Origin of the sequence: Ornithinimicrobium tianjinense (genome assembly GCF_014636495.1) — a bacterium.
Classification (GTDB): domain Bacteria; phylum Actinomycetota; class Actinomycetes; order Actinomycetales; family Dermatophilaceae; genus Ornithinicoccus; species Ornithinicoccus tianjinensis.
In genome coordinates this window covers 816,136-833,724 of record NZ_BMEM01000001.1, presented here as the reverse complement: position 1 = coordinate 833,724, position 17,589 = coordinate 816,136, and the positions used below count along the sequence as shown (strand labels likewise).

General features: G+C 71.8%; 14 protein-coding genes and 2 tRNA genes. 9 read left to right on the top strand and 7 right to left on the bottom strand.

The window, feature by feature from the left end; translation table 11 throughout:
- Positions 1-251: 251 nt before the first annotated feature.
- Complete coding sequence (locus IEV65_RS03940) at positions 252-1,622, top strand: FAD-binding oxidoreductase (protein ID WP_188428271.1); 1,371 nt, start codon at positions 252-254, stop codon at positions 1,620-1,622.
- 73 nt (positions 1,623-1,695) lie between these two features.
- Here the strand turns inward: IEV65_RS03940 and IEV65_RS03935 are convergent, their stop codons facing one another.
- Both IEV65_RS03935 and IEV65_RS03930 read right to left on the bottom strand, forming a co-directional pair.
- Positions 1,696-3,615 carry an alanine/glycine:cation symporter family protein gene (locus IEV65_RS03935; RefSeq protein WP_229734866.1) on the bottom strand — a complete coding sequence of 640 codons (1,920 nt, stop codon included), beginning with the start codon at positions 3,613-3,615 and terminating at the stop codon, positions 1,696-1,698.
- A 159-nt stretch (positions 3,616-3,774) separates the two neighbouring features.
- Positions 3,775-4,311 (bottom strand): hypothetical protein, encoded by a 537-nt coding sequence (locus tag IEV65_RS03930; protein WP_188428269.1) that lies wholly within the window; start codon positions 4,309-4,311, stop codon positions 3,775-3,777.
- 116 nt (positions 4,312-4,427) lie between these two features.
- Between IEV65_RS03930 and valS the strand changes: the two genes are divergently transcribed.
- Genes valS through IEV65_RS03900 form a run of 6 tightly spaced genes read left to right on the top strand, consistent with a single transcriptional unit; the run spans position 4,428 to position 11,527 of the window.
- A complete protein-coding gene (valS, locus tag IEV65_RS03925; RefSeq protein WP_371870159.1) occupies positions 4,428-7,151 on the top strand; it encodes a valine--tRNA ligase in 2,724 nt (907 codons plus the stop codon).
- Between the two features lie 52 nt (positions 7,152-7,203).
- The gene (locus IEV65_RS03920; RefSeq protein WP_188428267.1) at positions 7,204-8,046 is read left to right on the top strand and encodes a DUF4129 domain-containing protein; all 843 of its coding nucleotides are present in this window, start codon (positions 7,204-7,206) and stop codon (positions 8,044-8,046) included.
- Positions 8,043-8,546 (top strand): hypothetical protein, encoded by a 504-nt coding sequence (locus IEV65_RS03915; protein WP_188428266.1) that lies wholly within the window; start codon positions 8,043-8,045, stop codon positions 8,544-8,546. Before IEV65_RS03920 ends, IEV65_RS03915 begins: the two co-directional genes overlap by 4 nt.
- On the top strand, positions 8,543-9,553 hold the full coding sequence (locus IEV65_RS03910; RefSeq protein ID WP_371870148.1) for an AAA family ATPase: 1,011 nt from the start codon (positions 8,543-8,545) through the stop codon (positions 9,551-9,553). The genes IEV65_RS03915 and IEV65_RS03910 overlap by 4 nt, the downstream gene beginning before the upstream one ends.
- Before the next feature lie 43 nt (positions 9,554-9,596).
- Positions 9,597-10,991 carry a DUF58 domain-containing protein gene (locus IEV65_RS03905; RefSeq protein ID WP_188428265.1) on the top strand — a complete coding sequence of 465 codons (1,395 nt, stop codon included), beginning with the start codon at positions 9,597-9,599 and terminating at the stop codon, positions 10,989-10,991.
- Positions 10,988-11,527, top strand: a complete 540-nt coding sequence (locus tag IEV65_RS03900; RefSeq protein ID WP_188428264.1) for a hypothetical protein — start codon at positions 10,988-10,990, stop codon at positions 11,525-11,527. Before IEV65_RS03905 ends, IEV65_RS03900 begins: the two co-directional genes overlap by 4 nt.
- A 40-nt stretch (positions 11,528-11,567) precedes the next feature.
- On the opposite strand, the gene clpX is transcribed toward IEV65_RS03900, so the two are convergent.
- The 3 genes from clpX to IEV65_RS03885 form a co-directional block, all read right to left on the bottom strand.
- On the bottom strand, positions 11,568-12,842 hold the full coding sequence (gene clpX / locus IEV65_RS03895) for an ATP-dependent Clp protease ATP-binding subunit ClpX (protein WP_308642552.1): 1,275 nt from the start codon (positions 12,840-12,842) through the stop codon (positions 11,568-11,570).
- Positions 12,843-13,002: 160 nt separating this feature from the next.
- Entirely contained in the window at positions 13,003-13,692 is a 690-nt protein-coding gene (locus IEV65_RS03890) for an ATP-dependent Clp protease proteolytic subunit (protein ID WP_229734863.1), read from the bottom strand.
- 28 nt (positions 13,693-13,720) lie between these two features.
- Entirely contained in the window at positions 13,721-14,323 is a 603-nt protein-coding gene (locus IEV65_RS03885; protein ID WP_188428262.1) for an ATP-dependent Clp protease proteolytic subunit, read from the bottom strand.
- Positions 14,324-14,462: 139 nt separating this feature from the next.
- Between IEV65_RS03885 and IEV65_RS03880 the strand changes: the two genes are divergently transcribed.
- The gene (locus IEV65_RS03880) at positions 14,463-15,425 is read left to right on the top strand and encodes a DMT family transporter (RefSeq protein WP_229734860.1); all 963 of its coding nucleotides are present in this window, start codon (positions 14,463-14,465) and stop codon (positions 15,423-15,425) included.
- A gap of 305 nt (positions 15,426-15,730) precedes the next feature.
- Here the strand turns inward: IEV65_RS03880 and tig are convergent, their stop codons facing one another.
- On the bottom strand, positions 15,731-17,116 hold the full coding sequence (gene tig, locus IEV65_RS03875) for a trigger factor (protein ID WP_188428261.1): 1,386 nt from the start codon (positions 17,114-17,116) through the stop codon (positions 15,731-15,733).
- A gap of 81 nt (positions 17,117-17,197) precedes the next feature.
- Positions 17,198-17,274 (bottom strand) — tRNA-Pro (locus tag IEV65_RS03870).
- Between the two features lie 95 nt (positions 17,275-17,369).
- Here IEV65_RS03870 and IEV65_RS03865 point away from each other — a divergent pair.
- Positions 17,370-17,443: transfer RNA gene (locus tag IEV65_RS03865), tRNA-Gly, on the top strand.
- Positions 17,444-17,589: the final 146 nt, after the last annotated feature.

Here is a 17,589-nt window from a genome sequence, read left to right as displayed (position 1 = left end):
GCCCCACCTCTCCCGTGGCCGGGTCGGGCAGGGGCACCGCGGTACCACCTCGCTTGCACGCTGACGGCGTGCCACTCACTCGCTGCGGCTGTGACGGGCCTGCCCCGTGCGGGTCTAGTGGGCCTCCGGCCGGGCTGCCGGGGCTGTTCTTCCGCAGGCTCGCCGCTGATGACGGCTCGGACGCCTGTGGGTCCATGGTAGCCGTGCGGGACGTCCTTGCTGCGCGAGGCTCGTGGCATACCGTGACCCCCATGCCCTCCCATGCCGCCGCCCTCCGCGCGCTGCTCGGCGACCGCGTCGTCACGGACCCGTCGGTCGCCGCCGGTTTCGCGGCCGACGCCTACCCGCAGGCGGCGGCGCTGACCGGCGAAGAGTTCACCGTCGTGCGCGCCCGCTCGCGCGAGGACGTCGTCACCACCCTCCGGTATGCCGCTACGCACCGGGTCCCCGTCGTGCCCCAGGGAGCGCGCACCGCCACGACCGGCGCGGCCTGCGCGCTGCCGGGCTCGATCGTGCTGTCCACCGCCGCGATGACCAGCGTGGAGATCGACCCGGTGGAGCGGGTCGCCGTCGTCGGCCCCGGCGTCATCAACACCCACCTCAAGGCGGCCGCCGCCGCCCACGGGCTGGCCTACCCGCCCGACCCCGCGAGCTCCTCGATGTGCTCGATCGGCGGCAACGTCGCGACCAACGCGGGCGGCCTGTGCTGCGTGAAGTACGGCGTCACCGCCGACTACGTCCGCGGCCTGGAGGTGGTCCTTCCCGGCGGCGAGGTCATGCGCACCGGCCGCCGCACGGCCAAGGGCGTCGCCGGCTACGACCTCACCGGGCTGTTCGTCGGGTCGGAGGGCACCCTGGGCGTCGTGACCGAGGCGGTCCTCCGGCTGGTGCCGCTGGGCGACCCGGCCCTGACCGCGCTCGCCGTCTTCCCCACCCTGACCGCCACGATGGCGGGCGTCGCTGCGATGCGGGCGCAACGGCATACCCCGAGCCTGGTCGAGCTGCTCGACGGACCCAGCCTGGAGGCGATCCAGGACTACGGCGACTACGGCTTCCCGCGCGGCGCGGGCGGGGTGCTGCTCGTGCAGTCGGACCGGCCCGGGCACGCGGCCCAGGACGTGCAGGAGTACGCCACCGCCCTCACCGCCGCCGGCGCGACCGAGGTCGCCGTGGCCGACGACCAGGCGGAGGCCGACCTGCTCCTGGAGGGCCGGCGCGTGCTCAACCCTGCGCTGAAGGTTCGCGGGCCTCGGTTCATCGAGGACGTCTGCGTGCCGGTGGGGCGGCTCGGCGAGCTGGTGACCCAGGTGCACGCGATCGGCCGTCGTCATGGACTCGAGGCCACCTGCGGCGGTCACGCCGGCGACGGCAACCTGCACCCGTGCTTCTTCTACGACGACGCCGACGAGGCCAGCACCGCGGCGGCCAGGGCTGCCTTCGACGATCTCGTGCGCGCGGCGTGGACGCTCGGTGGCACGGTCACCGGCGAGCACGGTGTCGGCCAGCAGAAGGTGCCCTGGCTCGCCGAGGAGCTGGGCGAGGCAGAGGTCGCGCGCCAGCGCGCGGTGAAGGCGCTGTTCGACCCGCTGGGCATCATGAACCCGGGGCGCGGCATCGCCTGAGAGGCCCCGCAGCGGCACCGACCCCCAGCGCTGAGAGCGCTGGGGGTCGGTCGTGGATGCTGCCGGGCGGACGTCAGACGCGCGGGTCCTCCTCGTGGGGGACGTCCGGCTCGCCGTCCGCCTCGTGACGGCCGTGCGGGTGGCGGTGCGGAGGCGCGGCGGGAGTGGTCGTGCCGCCGCGGCCGAAGCCGTCGTCGTCCGGGTCCAGGACCTCCTCGTGCCGGCCGTGCGGGTGACGACGGTGCGGCGGCGGGATCGGGGTGGTGGTGCCGCCGCGGCCGAAGCCGTCGTCGTCCGGGTCGACCTCGTGGGTCCAGCGACCGCCCTCCTCGGCGATCCGCGACCCGGAGCCCTCGCGCAGGTCCTCGACCGCGACGCCGGCGGCGACCCGGTTGCGTCCGGACGCGTCGACGAGCTGGTTCTCACCGGCGAGCTCGGAGACGGGGACGGTCTTCTCCGCGTCCGGGAGGCCCAGCTGGGCCAGCTTGCCGCTCGCGCGATCCCTCAGGTACTCGTTCATCTCGCGCTTGATCGTCGGCAGCAGCATGTAGACGCCGAGCAGGTTGACGAAGGCGCAGACGAAGAGGAAGTTGTCGGCGAAGGCGAGCACCTGGCCGAAGGTGAGCATCGTGCCCGCGACGGTGAAGAAGAGGAACACGAAGCGGTAGATGGTCGTCGACGTCTTGGTGTCGCCGAAGAGGTGGTTCCAGGCGCGCTGGCCGTAGTAGGACCAGGTGATGAGCGTGGAGATGGCGAACAGCGCCACCGCGAACGCCAGCACGATCGGGAACCAGCTGATGTGCTCGCCGAACGCGCTGGAGGTGACCTCGACGCCGGACAGCCCGTAGTCCGGGTCGTAGCGGTCGCCGTCCTCGAAGGTGAAGGCGCGGGCGTCGTTGTAGAAGGTCGTGTCGGCGATGACGATCGTCAGCGCGGTCATGGTGCAGATCACCACGGTGTCGATGAAAGGCTCGAAGAGGGCGACGAAGCCCTCGGAGACCGGCCTTCGGGTCTTGACCGTCGAGTGGGCGATCGGGGCCGAGCCGAGGCCCGCCTCGTTGGAGAACGCCGAGCGGGTCAGGCCGACGACCAGCGCGCCGACGATGCCGCCGGTCACGCCCTCGGCCGAGAAGGCACCGGTGATGATCTCGCCGATGGCCGGCACGACGTGGTTCAGGTTGCCGAGGATGACCACGATGCAGGCCAGGATGTAGATGCCGCCCATGACCGGCACCAGGGTGGAGGTCACCCGGCCGATCGACTTCATACCCCCGATGATGACGGCGCCGATGATGCCGGCCAGGACCAGCCCGAAGACCAGCGAGCCGCTCGTCGAGGAGATCCAGCCCGAGCCATCGGGGTCCAGCACGGTGACCGCCTGGGCGTAGGTCTGGTTGGCCTGGAACATGTTGCCGCCGCCCACGCCGAAGAAGAGGATCGCGACCGCGAACAGGCCGGTCAGGAACACGGACAGGAACTTCGGGAACTTGGTGAAGGCGACCGGCAGGTAGGTGAAGGGACCGCCTGCCACGGTGCCGTCCTCGTGGATCTTGCGGTACTTCACGCCGAGCGTGCACTCGGCGAACTTGGTCGCCATCCCGAGCAGGCCGGCGAGAATCATCCAGAAGGTGGCGCCGGGACCGCCGAGGGTGACCGCGGCGCCGACACCGGCGATGTTGCCGAGGCCGACGGTGCCGGAGACCGCTGAGGTGAGGGCCTGGTAGTGCGGGATCTCGCCGGGGTCGTCGGCCGAGGAGTATCGCCCGCGGATGGTCTCCGCCGCCACCTTGAGGCCACGGAACTGGATGAACCCGAGGTAGACGGTGATGATGATCGCGGCGGCGATCAGCCACATCACCACGAACGGCATCTGCGGGAGGCCGGGCAGGGTGAAGAAGATGATCTCACCTGACCAGTAGGTCACGCTGGTGAAGGCGCTGTCGACCGTGGTCTCCAGGTCGGTGACCCACTGAGGGTCCTCGACGGCGGACATGGGTACTGCTCTGTATCCAGTCATGAACCTACAGCCTGAGGGCATTTCCTAGTGACGTCAATCACATCGCCCGATCGGTGACCGAACCGTGACCTCTGTGGACGACCCGGCTGCGGGCCTGCCCCGTCGAGGCAGACCCGCAGCGGGCGGACGAGGAGCTCAGCGCATGGTGCCGGTCGGCGACCCGCCCTTCACGTAGTCCCATACGAAGAGCGTCATGCCGCTCTGGGTGACGGTGAACGTGGCGGCCGTCGCCTCGAGCGAGCGCAGCTCGACGGCCCAGTTGTTGACCGCGCCCTTGCCGCCGCAGCCCACCTCGTCCACGGTGGGCGTCGCCGGGGGCAGGACGGTGGCGGTGATCGGCGGCACGGTCGCGCGGCCGTTCTTGCTCGTCGGCAGCAGCACCGGGCCGGACGTGCCCGCACCCGCCTGGACGGGGTTCTGGCCCGGCACGATGTTGTCCGGGTTGCCGAGGTTGTGGCAGTCGTAGTTGGCCACGCCCGAGACGACGAGCACGCCATACACGGGGATGTTGCCCAGACCGCTGAAGTTGCCCCCCTGGATGGTGGCGGACTCGCCGGCGAAGGCGATGACCGGCTCGCTCTTGACGTTGACCTCGGCCAGCGCCGGCGCGGCGGCGAGGCTGACCGCGGCGACACCGGCGAGCAGCAGGCTGGAGGCACGGGTGGTACGCATGCAGAACCATCTTCTCTCTCAAGGATTCACGGGATGCCCAGGGGATGGGCACCTCCCAGCGTCTTCCCGCTGCGGCCTCCGCGCTATGGGCAGTTCTACCCATGGCGTCTGGGACAATGCCGGGTATGACGTCTGCACGCCACCTCGATCCTGCACGCCCGGCGACCCTGCCCGAGCGCCCGACCGTCGACGGCCTGGAGGAGAAGTGGGTAGCCGTCTGGAAGGACCGTGACGTCTTCGCGTTCGACCGGGAGGCCGCGCTGCAGGCCGACCGCAGCCAGATCTTCGCCGTCGACACCCCGCCGCCGACCGCGTCCGGCTCGCTGCACCTGGGCCACGTCTTCGGCTACACCCAGGCCGACTGCCTGGCGCGCTACCACCGGATGACCGGCAAGCACGTCTTCTACCCGATCGGCTGGGACGACAACGGCCTGCCCACCGAGCGCCGCGTCCAGAACTACTACGGCGTCCGCGGCGACGCGACCCTGCCCTACGACCCCGGCTTCACCCCGCCGCAGCAGGGTGGCGAGGGCAAGAGCGCCAAGGCCGCCGACCAGGTGCCCGTGGGCCGCGCCAACTTCATCGAGCTCTGCGAGGAGCTCACGGTCATCGACGAGAAGGCCTTCGAGGACACCTTCCGCCGCCTCGGCCTGGCCATCGACTGGAACATCCAGTACCGCACCATCGACGACCGCTCGCGCGCCGTCGCCCAGCAGGCCTTCCTGCGCAACCTCGCGCGCGGCGAGGCCTACCAGGCCGAGGCCCCCGGCCTGTGGGACATCACCTTCCAGACCGCGGTCGCCCAGGCCGAGCTCGAGGCGCGCGACTACCCGGGCGCCTACCACCGGGTGGCCTACCACCGCCCCTCCGGCGAGCGGGTCTACGTCGAGACGACCCGCCCGGAGCTCATCTGCTCGGTGGTGGCCCTCATCGCCCATCCCGACGACGAGCGCTACCAGCCGCTGTTCGGGACCACCGTCACCTCCCCGCTGTTCGGGGTCGAGGTCCCGGTCCTCGCGCACGAGCTGGCCGAGCCGGACAAGGGCTCCGGCATCGTCATGTGCTGCACCTTCGGCGACATGACCGACGTGCAGTGGTGGCGTGAGCTGTCCCTGCCGACCCGCTCGGTCATCACCCGCAACGGCCGCCTCCAGTCCGAGACCCCGTCGTGGATCGCGGGCGGCCCCGGCGAGGAGCTGTATGCCGGCCAGCTCGCCGGGAAGACCACCCACTCCGCGCGCGAGGCCGTCGTCGCCGCCCTGCGCGAGTCGGGCGACCTCGAGGGCGAGCCGCAGAAGACCCAGCGCAAGGCCAACTTCTACGAGAAGGGCGACAAGCCGCTCGAGATCGTCACCAGCCGGCAGTGGTTCATCCGCAACGGCGGCAAGGACGAGTCCGTGCGCGAGGACCTGCTCGCGCGGGGGGAGAAGCTCGACTTCCACCCCGCCTTCATGCAGACCCGCTACCGCAACTGGGTCGGTGGGCTCAACGGCGACTGGCTGATCAGCCGGCAGCGCTTCTTCGGCGTCCAGATCCCCGTCTGGTATGCCGTGGACGCCGACGGCGAGGTCGACCACGACACCGTGCTCGTGCCCTCCGCGGACCGGCTGCCGATCGACCCGATGTCCGAGGTGCCGGAGGGCTACACCGAGGACCAGCGGGACCAGCCGGGCGGCTTCACCGGCGACCCGGACATCATGGACACCTGGGCGACCTCCTCGCTCTCGCCGCAGATCGCCGCGGGCTGGCCGGTGGCCGGCCGCCCCGACGGAGAGCTGGGCAACGACAGCGCGCTCTTCGACAAGATCTTCCCCTTCGACATGCGCCCGCAGGGGCACGACATCATCCGGACCTGGCTGTTCGCGACCGTCGTGCGCTCCCACTACGAGCACGACTCGCTGCCCTGGAGCGACGCCTACATCAACGGCTGGATCCTCGACCCGGACCGCAAGAAGATGTCCAAGTCCAAGGGCAACGCGACGACCCCGATCGACATGCTCGAGGCCAACGGCACCGACGCGGTGCGCTACTGGGCCGCGGCCGCCCGTCCCGGCGTGGACACCATCGACGACCCCAACCAGGTCAAGGTCGGGCGCCGCCTGGCGATGAAGCTGGTCAACGCCAGCAAGTTCGCCCTGAGCTTCGGCGACCTGCCGGCGGGTGCCGACGGCTCGCCGGCCGACGACGCCGCCCTGGTGACCGAGCCGATCGACCGCTCGATGCTGGCCGGCCTGGCCCAGGTCGTGGAGCGCGCGACGGCCGCCTACGAGGCGTGGGACTACTCGACCGCGCTCGACGTCACCGAGTCCTTCTTCTGGACCTTCTGCGACGACTACCTCGAGCTGGTCAAGGAGCGCGCCTACGGCGGGAGCTTCGGCGACGAGGTGCCCTCCGGGCCCGAGCAGGCCACGGTCTCGGCCCGCGCGGCACTGCGACTGGCGCTGTCCGTGCAGCTGCGCCTGCTCGCGCCGGTGCTGTCCTTCGCCACCGAGGAGGTCTGGAGCTGGTGGCACGAGGAGGGCTCCTCGGTCCACGTCCAGCCGTGGCCGACCGTGGAGGAGCTCGGCGCCGCCGCCGGCGGGGACGCGGCTCTGCTGGGCATCGTGGGTCAGGCCCTCACCGGCCTGCGCAAGGCCAAGTCCGAGGCCAAGGTCAAGATGCGCACCGAGATCTCGGCGGCCACCGTCGCCGGTCCGGCCGCCGACCTGGACCGCGTCCGCGCGGCCCTGGGCGACCTCTCGGCCGCCGGCAAGGTCACCGGGGAGGTCGCCTTCGCCGAGGAGGGCGAGGAGCTCGCGGTGCGCGACGTCCAGCTGGTGCTGGAGGACTCCACCGTCTGACCCGGTAGGGCGGGCTGGCGCTTCGTGGGACCCCAGCGCATAGGGTGATGCCATGCGCTGGGGCACGAGGTCGACGGTGGTCGTCGCCCTGCTGGCTGTCCTCGCCGCCCTCGTGGTCCTGGTCTGGGGGTCGAGCAGCGGGGATCCCCTCGTCACCGCCCCGCAGGGCACCTGGGGCGAGCCCCGGGCCGAGTCCGCTGACGTGCCCACGACCGCAGCGACGGCCAGGGCCACGACCCGACCCGGCGAGGAGCTGCCCGACCGCACCACGACGTGGGCGATCGACCTGGCCACCGCCCTCTTCCTCATGGCCGTCCTCACGACGATCCTGCTGCTGCTCCGCTGGATGTCGCAGCAACGCGTGGAGGAGAAGGAGCGACGGGCCCTGCTCGAGGAGGACGAGCTCGTCGCGCTTCTGGAGGCCACCAGCGACGAGGTGCGCTGGCAGGCGCTGGCCGAGGGCGACCCCCGCAACGGCGTCGTGGCCTGCTGGGTCGCGCTCGAGCAGGCGGTCCAGCGCGCCGGGCTGCACCAGGACCGCGCCGAGACCGCCGCCGAGCTCACCGCCCGCGTCCTCGCGCGCTACGACGTGGACGCCACAGCGATCACCGACCTGTCCGAGGCCTACCGCGAGGCCCGCTTCTCCCGCCACCCCGTCACCGAGACCCAGCGCGAACGAGCCGTCACCGCCCTCGAGCGGATCCACACCGACCTGCGCCGCCGCGTCGCCGCCGAGGAGGAGGCCCGCGCCGCCGAGGAGCGCTCCCGCGAGGCCGAGCGCATCGCGGCCGAGGACGCGGCGGACAGCCACGGCCCCGAGGACACCACCCACGGCAGGGGCGCCCTCGCAGGGACGCGCGAGCGGCATACCGGAACGCGCCGGAGGCGGAGGTGAGCAGAGGACTGCGCAGCGCCCTCCCCCTGGCCGTCGGGACCCTGCTGCTCGGCGCGCTGCTGTTCTACGTCGGCTCGCTGCCGCACGGGCCGGCTGCCGTGACCGCGCTGGTCGTCGTGGCGTCGGTCGTCGCCCCGCTGCTGCTCGGCGCGCTCACGCGTGAGGGGCGGTATGCCGAGCGCGCCTACTGGGCCTCCACGCTGCACCAGGAGGCCGTGCCGCCGGCGGCGATGGACTACCGGCTGGTGCGGATCCGCCGCGACCTGCGCGACGCGGTCGAGCGGGACGACCGCGAGGACCTCGTCCATCCGCTCCTGCGTGAGCTCGCGGCCGAGCGGCTGCTGGCCCACCACGGCGTCGACCTCGACGCCGACCCCGAGGCCGCGCGGCGGGTCGTCGACCCGCTGCTGTGGCGCTACCTGACCACCCCGCCCACGGACGCGCGCAAGCGCAGCCGCAGCGCGCTGCAGACCGCCATCGAAGGGATCGAGAAGCTGTGACCCAGACCCCCACGCCCGACGCGCCGCGCCTGCCGCTGGAGGAGGTGACGCGCCGCGCGCACGAGGTGCTCGACCGGGTGGAGCAGGCCGTCGTCGGCAAGCGCCCGGCGCTCACGCTCGTGCTCACCGCGATCCTGTCCCGCGGCCACGTCCTGCTCGAGGACTTCCCAGGGCTCGGCAAGACCCTCGCCGCCCGGTCGTTCGCCCAGACCCTCGGCCTCGACTTCACGCGCGCGCAGTTCACCCCCGACCTGCTCCCCTCGGACCTGACCGGGTCGTTCGTCTACGACCAGCGCGTCGGCGAGTTCGCCTTCCGCCCAGGGCCGCTGTTCACCGGGCTGCTGCTGGCGGACGAGATCAACCGGACGCCGCCCAAGACGCAGTCGGCGCTGCTGGAGGCGATGCAGGAGCACCAGGTGACGGTCGAGGGGCAGACCTTCGCGCTCCCCCAGCCCTTCCACGTGCTCGCGACCGCCAACCCGGTCGAGTACGAGGGCACCTACCCCCTCCCCGAGGCCCAGCTCGACCGCTTCCTCATGCGGGTCAGCTTCGGCTACCCGACCGCCGAGGAGGAGTGGGACGTGCTGCGCCGCCGCGTCGCCCGGCAGCGCGAGGACCAGCACCTCGAGGCGGTGACCGACGCCGAGGGCCTCTCGGCGATGCAGGACGCGGTCGAGACGGTGCCGGTCGAGGACGACATCTCCCGCTACTGCGTCGAGCTGGCCGCCGCGACGCGACGCCACCGCGCCGTGCTCGTCGGTGCGTCACCGCGCGGCTCGTTGGCGCTCATGCTGACCTCCCGTGCGTATGCCGTGGTGCAGGGCCGCGACTACGTCACCCCCGAGGACGTCAAGGCGGTGGCGCACGCCGTGCTGGACCACCGGATCTCGATCAGGCCGGAGCTGTGGATGTCCGACACGGGCGGGGCCGCCGTGGTGGACGCGGTGCTGACGCAGGTGCCGGTGCCGGGGGCGCGCACGGGCGCCTCGACGGCGGTGCAGGCATGACGCCGCTCGCGAGGCTGCGCGGCAGCCTCCGGCCGGAGCAGGGATGACCGGTCGCAACGACCTCTGGGCGCCCACACCTGCCCTGGTGCGGCTGCTCACGGTCGTCCTGCTGACCGTGCCGGTGGCCCTGCTGTGGCGCCGCCCCGACCTGCTGGTGCTCGTCGCCCCGCTGGCGATGGTGCTCGTGTGGAGCCTGGTGACCCGCCCGAGCCAGGTGCCCGAGCGCCGGTTCAGCCTCTCGCACGCCCTGCTCCGGGAGGGCGAGCAGGCGCTGGCGGTCGTCGACGTGGAGCCCGTGCCGGACGCCGACGTGATGGCGGCCGCGGTGCCGCCGGCGCCGTTCGTGAGCGGTGTGCCGCTGGAGCGGCGCCGCGAGGTGGCCGACGTCGACGGGATCGACGTCAAGCCGACCAGCGTCGTGGCGGACGCGGTCGCCGGGGAGGCGGGCGGACCGCCGCTCGCCGACGGCCCGCGCCGCCTCACCGTGGGCGTCCGCCTCACCCGTTGGGGCGTGCGCCGCATCGGTCCCGTGCAGGTCGCCGCCGTGAGCCCGTGGGGCTCCTTCCGCTGGGGCCCGACGGGCCTGGAGCCGCTGGGGCTGCGCACGCTCCCCCAGCCGGTGGCGTTCGACTCCGCGGCACCCGCACCCCATCCGCGCGGCCTGGTGGGCACGCACCGGTCGGTCCGCCCCGGTCAGGGCAGCGAGTTCGCGGCACTGCGCCCCTTCCAGCCGGGCGACCGGCTGCGGCGGATCCACTGGCCACGCTCGACACGCGGCGACGGGACGCTCTACGTCACCTCCAGCTACGCCGACGAGGACACGCACGTCGCCGTCCTCCTCGACGCGCACTACGACGTCGGACGCTCCGGCGGCGTCGACGGCGCCGCCAGCTCGCTCGACCGCTCGGTGCGGGCGGCCGCCTCGATCGCGGAGCACTTCCTGCGGCAGGGCGACCGGGTGAGCCTGCGGGTGCTGTCGGCCAGGACGCCGCTGACGGTGCCGGTCGGCACGGGCCGGCGGCACCACGTCCGCGTGCTCGACACCCTGAGCCGGGTGGTGCCCTCGGTGTCCGAGGAGACCGACGCCCGCCGCGTCCACCTCGGCATCTCAGCGGGGACGCTCGTCGTCATGATCTCGGCCCTCGTCTCCCCCGACGCGCTCACCCAGGCCGCCACCCTCGCCGGCCGAGGCGTGTCGGTGGTCGTCGTCGACGCCCTCGTGGACCCCCGCCAGGGCGAGGTCGTGGCGAGCGACGACAAGGACCCGCTCGCCCGGACCGCCTGGCGGATCCGGATGCTCGAGCGCGAGCGCGAGGTGCGCGCGATCACGGCCGAGGGCGTGGCTGTCGTGCCGTGGCTGGGCCCCGGCAGCCTGGACGTCGTCCTGCGCGAGCTGGGTCGCCGGGGGCGCGGCCGGGGGCAGGGGCGGTCGGCATGAGAGAGCTGCGGGAGCTGTGGGTCGACCTGCGCTCGGCCAGCCGGTCCCACCTGCGGGTCCGGGCGGGCATCCTCGGAGGGGCGCTGCTGTTCGCGCTCGCCTACGCGTTGGCGGGCGGCGGCAACGTGATCGCCTGGCTCGGCCTGGTCGCCCTCGGGCTGGCGGTGGTGCTCCAGCCGCACACCCTGGCGCCGGGTCTCTTCCTCGGGTATGCCGTGGCCTCCTGGTGGGCGACCGTCGAGGCGACCTGGCACTGGGCCCTGCTCCCGGCCGCGCTCGGCATCCTGGTGCTGCACACCGCGGCCGCGCTCTGCGCATCGGTCCCGGCGCAGGCACCGGTGCCGGTCACCGTGGTGCGGCGGTGGGCCGAGAGGACGGGACTCGTGGCCGCGCTGACCGTCCTGGTCTGGGGACTGGCCGGCCTGCTCACGCTGCGGCCCGCGACGGGCCTCGGCCCGCTGCCCGGCATCGTCGGGCTGACGTTGCTGGCGGTCCTGCTCGCGGCCTACGTCCGCTGGCGTCCGACCGACCGCTGAGGCAGGTGCGCGGCGCCGGCCGCCCGGGGCGACCCGAGGGTCAGGCGCTCTCCTTGCGCTGGGGACGCTTGCGGGTCTGGAGGTCCCGGCGGACGATCGTCGGGTTGACGTTCTCGAGGACCACCTCGCGGGTGATGACCACCTTGGCGATCTCGTCGTCGGACGGCACGTCGAACATCACCGGCAGCAGCACCTCCTCGAGGATCGCGCGCAGGCCGCGGGCACCCGTGCCGCGCAGGAGCGCCTGCTCGGCGATCGCCTCGAGCGACTCGTCCTCGAACTCCAGCTCGACGCCGTCGATCTCGAACATCCGCTGGTACTGCTTGACGAGCGCGTTGCGCGGCTCGGTGAGGATGTTGACCAGCGCGTCCCGGTCCAGCGGGGCGACGGTGGTGATGACCGGGAGGCGACCGATGAACTCCGGGATCAGCCCGAACTTCATCAGGTCCTCGGGCAGCACGTCGGCGAAGTGCTCCCCCGCGTCCTTGGCCGTCTTCAGCTCGGCCCCGAAGCCGAGCCCCTGCTTGCCCGCGCGGGCCTCGATGATCTTCTCCATGCCGGCGAAGGCGCCGCCGACGATGAAGAGCACGTTGCCCGTGTCGATCTGGATGAACTCCTGGTGCGGGTGCTTGCGACCGCCCTGCGGCGGGACGCTGGCGACGGTGCCCTCGAGGATCTTCAGCAGGGCCTGCTGCACGCCCTCGCCGGAGACGTCGCGGGTGATCGACGGGTTCTCGCTCTTGCGGGCGATCTTGTCGATCTCGTCGATGTAGATGATCCCGGTCTCGGCCTTCTTCACGTCGAAGTCGGCGGCCTGGATGAGCTTGAGGAGGATGTTCTCGACGTCCTCACCGACGTAGCCGGCCTCGGTCAGCGCCGTGGCGTCGGCGATCGCGAAGGGGACGTTGAGCATCTTGGCGAGCGTCTGCGCGAGGTAGGTCTTGCCGCAGCCGGTCGGGCCGATGAGCAGGATGTTGGACTTGGCGATCTCGACGGCGTCGTCGCCGACCCGGTTCTCGCCCGCCTGGATGCGCTTGTAGTGGTTGTAGACCGCGACGGCGAGGGCGCGCTTGGCCGGGTCCTGGCCCACGACATACTGCTCGAGGAAGTCGAAGATCTCGCGCGGCTTGGGCAGCTGCCCCAGACCGAGCTCGGAGGACTCCGCGAGCTCCTCCTCGATGATCTCGTTGCACAGGTCGATGCACTCGTCGCAGATGTACACGCCGGGGCCGGCGATCAGCTTCTTGACCTGCTTCTGGCTCTTCCCGCAGAAAGAGCACTTGAGCAGGTCGCTGCTCTCACCCATGCGTGCCACGCGGACTTCCCTTCGTGCTCTCGTGCGCTGGTCGTACGTTCACGACGGTACCTTGCCGGACCCCCGCCGCGCCGCCATTTGTCCGGAGGGCGGGTCGTGCCGGGCAGGGTGTCCGCTCAGGGCGCAACGCCGTGCGCCCTGAGCGGGACCACCCGGTTGCTCAGTCGTCCTGCGAGGCCTTGCGCGAGGCGAGCACCTCGTCGACCAGGCCGTAGTCCTTGGCCTCGGCGGCCGTGAGGATCTTGTCGCGCTCGATGTCCTGCTGCACCTGCTCGACGGTGCGCCCGGAGTGCTTGGCCCAGGTCTCCTCGAGCCAGGTGCGCATCCGCAGCACCTCGTTGGCCTGGATCTCGATGTCGGACGCCTGGCCGTAGTCACCGCCCATCAGCGCGGGCTGGTGGATAAGCACGCGGGCGTTGGGCAGGGCGAAGCGCTTGCCCGGCGCACCGGCGGCCAGCAGCACGGCCGCCGCCGAGGCCGCCTGCCCGATGACGAACGTCTGCACGTCCGGCTTGATGTACTGCATCGTGTCGTAGATCGCGGTCAGCGCGGTGAAGGACCCACCGGGGCTGTTGATGTACATGAGGATGTCGCGGTCCGGGTCCTGGGACTCGAGCACGATCAGCTGGGCGATGATGTCGTCCGCCGACGCGTCGTCCACCTGCACGCCGAGGAAGATGATCCGGTCCTCGAAGAGCTTGGTGTAGGGGTCCTGCCGCTTCATGCCGTAGGAGGTGCGCTCCTCGAACTGCGGCAGGATGTAGCGGCTCGCGGGGGCCGGAACGGCCAGGCGGCCGTGCGCGGCGCTGCCCCAGGCGGCGCCGGCGTAGGGGTTCAGGGGCTGGTTCATGTCAGCTCTCTCTCGCTCGCGGGGTGGCTCAGGCGTCGGACTTCGGCGCGTCGTCGGCGCGCTCGTAGACGTGGTCGACGAAGCCGTACTCCTTGGCCTCCGCGGCGGTGAACCAGCGGTCGCGGTCGGAGTCCTTCTCGATCTGCTCGACCGTCTGGCCGGTGTGCTCGGCGATCAGCTCGGCCATCTGCTTCTTGATGTGCAGCATCTGCTCGGCCTGGATCTTGATGTCGGAGGCCGTGCCGCCGATGCCGCCGGAGGGCTGGTGCATCATCACGCGGGCGTGCGGCGTGGCGTAGCGCTTGCCCCTGGTGCCGGCCGACAGCAGGAACTGGCCCATCGAGGCGGCCAGGCCCATCGCCACGGTGCACACGTCGTTGGGGATCCACTTCATGGTGTCGAAGATCGCCATCCCGGCGGTGACCGAGCCACCAGGGCTGTTGATGTAGAGCCAGATGTCGGACTCCGGGTCCTCCGCCGACAGCAGCAGCAGCTGCGCGCAGATGGCGTTGGCGTTGTCGTCGCGCACGTCGGATCCGAGGAAGATGATCCGCTCCTTGAGGAGGCGGTTGTAGATCTGGTCGTCCAGGCCCGCGACCGGGCGCTCGGCCATGCTGATCTCCTGCGTCATGCTCTTCCCTCGCTTTGTCGGGTATGCCGTGCAAGTGCGGCTGTGCCTTGTCAGTGACCCTAACGCCCGGCCTCCTCGCGGCACTCCCGCACTCCCCCCGTGTTCGCCCTGAGCGCAGCGGGGCCCTACGCTGACGCCCGTGACCCCGAGCCTGCCCACCGCGCCGAGAGCCGCGACCCGCGCCGCCCGCACCGACCGCACCTGGATGGTGGCCCTGGCCGCCTCGCTCTGGGGCCTGTCCGCCCTGTGGCGCGGGCCGCTGGCGCGGGAGCTGCCCTCGCTGACCATCGTCTTCTGGGAGCACGTGCTCCTCGTGATCCTCGTGAGCCCGTGGCTGCTGCCGGCGCTGCGGCGGCTGCGCGCGGCCCGGCCCGGCACGGTGGCGGCCGTGCTGGTGATCGGGGCCGGCTCGTCGGCGCTGGCGACGGTCCTGTTCACGGCGGCCTTCCGGATGGGCGACCCGATCACCCCGCAGGTCCTGCAGAAGCTGCAGCCGCTCTTCGCCGTCGCCCTGGCCGCGCTGATCCTCGGCGAGCGGCTCCGTCCCCGGTATGCCGCCTTCCTCCTCCCTGCGCTCGTCGGCGCCTGGCTGCTGGCCTTCCCCGACCCGCTGGCCGTCGGTGTCTCCAGCGCGCAGGCCGCGCTGCTCGCGGTGGGCGCGGCCGCCCTGTGGGCCGCGGGGACGGTGCTGGGCCGCTACGCCAGCGCCGAGCTGCGCTTCCGGGACCTGGTGGCCCTGCGGTTCACGATCGGCCTGGTCACGCTCGGTCTGCTGGTCGCGCTGACCTCGACCCCGCTCCAGGTGCCGCGCACGGCATACCTGCCCATCGTGCTCCTCGTGCTCCTGCCGGGGCTGGCGGCGATGGTCCTCTACTACCTGGCCCTCGGCCGCACGCCCGCCTCTCGGGCCACGCTGGCGGAGCTGGCGTTCCCGCTCACGGCCGCGCTCGTCGGGGTCGTGGTCTTCGGCACGCGCCCCGTGCCGACGCAGTGGCTGGGCATCGCGATCGTGCTCGTCACCGTCGTCGCCCTGGCCCTGCACGAGCAGCGCTCGAGCACCCCCGCGGTGGTCAGCCGCGACCGGGCCGACGTCGACGCCTGACGGATCGCCCACGACCGGGTCGGCCTCGCCGGTCTCCCGAGCGCCCGGACGGCTCGCCCACGACCGGGTCGCCCTCGCCAGCCCCCTCATCGGGCTCACCGGCGTGCAGTCGAACCGGCACTTTCCCCGTCCGTGCCGAAAGGCCCGCCGTCATGGGCTCCGCACGCCGGCACATCCGATAGTGCCGGTCTGACTGCACGCCTCCGCGCAGAGTCCGCCCACTCCCGGACCGGCCCGGCCCCAGGCGCGACGAAGGCCCCCGCCCTGCAGCGCAGGTCGGGGGCCTTCGTGTGGTGCGGGGGTGCTCAGGCCTTCTCGGCCTCGGCCTCGGCGTCGGCGTCGGCAGCCTCGGCCTCGGCAGCCTCGGCGTCGGCCTCCGCGAGGACCTCGTCCTCGAGCAGCTCATCATCCTCGAGCAGCTCGTCCTCGCCGGTGATGGCGTCGAGGTCGACGACGTTGCCGTCGGTGTCGGTGACCGTGGCGATCTCCAGCACGTTGGCCAGCGCCTTGCGGCGGCCGACCTCGGCCACCATCGACTGGACCTGACCACCCTGGTCGATCTGCTGGGCGAACTCCTGCGGGTTCATGCCGTACTGCTGGGCGGTCATCATGATGTACTCGATCAGCTCGCCCTGGTCCACGCCGATCTCGTCGCGCGCGACGAGGGCGTCGAGGAGGAACTGGGTCTTCATGGCCTTGGTCGTGGACTCGGTGACCTCGGTGCGGTGGGTGTCGTCCTCGAGGCGACCCTCGTCCTCCAGGTGGCGGTGCACCTCGGCCTCCACGAGGTTGGCCGGGACGGGGATGTCGACCTTGGCCAGCATCGCGTCGAGGACCTTGTCGCGGGCCTCGATGCCCTGACCGAACCTCGCGGCCTGGTCGGCCTGCTTCTTCAGGTCCTCCTGCAGCTCCTCGAGCGTGTCGTGCGGGCTCGCCAGCTGGGCGAAGTCGTCGTCCAGAGCCGGCAGCTCGCGCGCCTTGACGGACTGGACGGTGACGGTGATGTCCGCCTTCTCGCCCTCACGGTCACCACCGGCCAGCGGGGCCTCGAACTCGACGGTCTCGCCGGACTTCGTGCCGCGCAGCGCCTTGTCCAGCCCCTCGAGCATGTTGCCCGCACCGATCTCGTAGGAGACGCCGGTGACGGAGTCGATCTCCTCGTCGCCGATCTTGGCGGACAGGTCGATCGTCAGGTGGTCGCCGGTCTTGGCCTTGCGGTTCACCGGCTTGAGGGTGGCGAAGCGACCGCGCAGCGCCTCCAGGCGCGTCTGCACGTCCTCCTCCGACGCGGCCGCGGGCTCCACCTCGATGGCGATGTCGGAGAAGTCGGGGAGGTCGAAGGCGGGGACGACGTCGACCTCGGCCTCGAAGGCGAAGTCCTGGCCGTCCTCGAGCGGCAGCGAGGTGAGGTTGATCTCCGGCTGGCCCAGCGGGCGGACCTCGTGCTCGGCGACGGCCTGCGTGTAGTACTCCGGCAGCGCCTCGTTGATCGCCTCCTGCACGACGGCACCGCGGCCGAAGCGCTGGTCGATGATCCGGTTCGGGACCTTGCCCTTGCGGAACCCGGGGATCTGCACCTGCGCGCCGATCGTGCGGTAGGCCGCGTCCAGGCGGGGCTTGAGGTCGGCGGCGGGGACCTCGACGGTCAGCTTGACCCGGGTCGGGGTCAGGGTCTCGACAGCGCTCTTCACTGCTGGTGCTCCAGGATGGTCGATGGGTATGACGTGCCCTGGCGGGGCCAGGGCACGGCGGGTCGGCTTCACCATGCTAGGTGGTCGGGGTAGCCGGATTCGAACCGGCGGCCTTCCGCTCCCAAAGCGGACGCGCTACCAAGCTGCGCCATACCCCGCGGGCACGCGTGCCGGAGCACGGTGACCAGAGGGCTAGACTATCGGCTCGGTCGTGCTGCTCCGGACCACGGAGGGCGCGGCCGGGACAGTCCATGCGGGTGTAGCTCAATGGTAGAGCCCCAGTCTTCCAAACTGGCTACGCGGGTTCGATTCCCGTCACCCGCTCCAGTGTCCTGAGTCGCGACACCGTTGACACGGTGTCGCGGCTCAGGGCTTTTTTTGTGGGTTCGCGGGGGTGTCGTCGATGTCGCGACTCAGGGTGTCGTCGATGTGGTGTCGGGTCGCGGGGTGGTAGTCGCGGTCGGCGTCGAGGT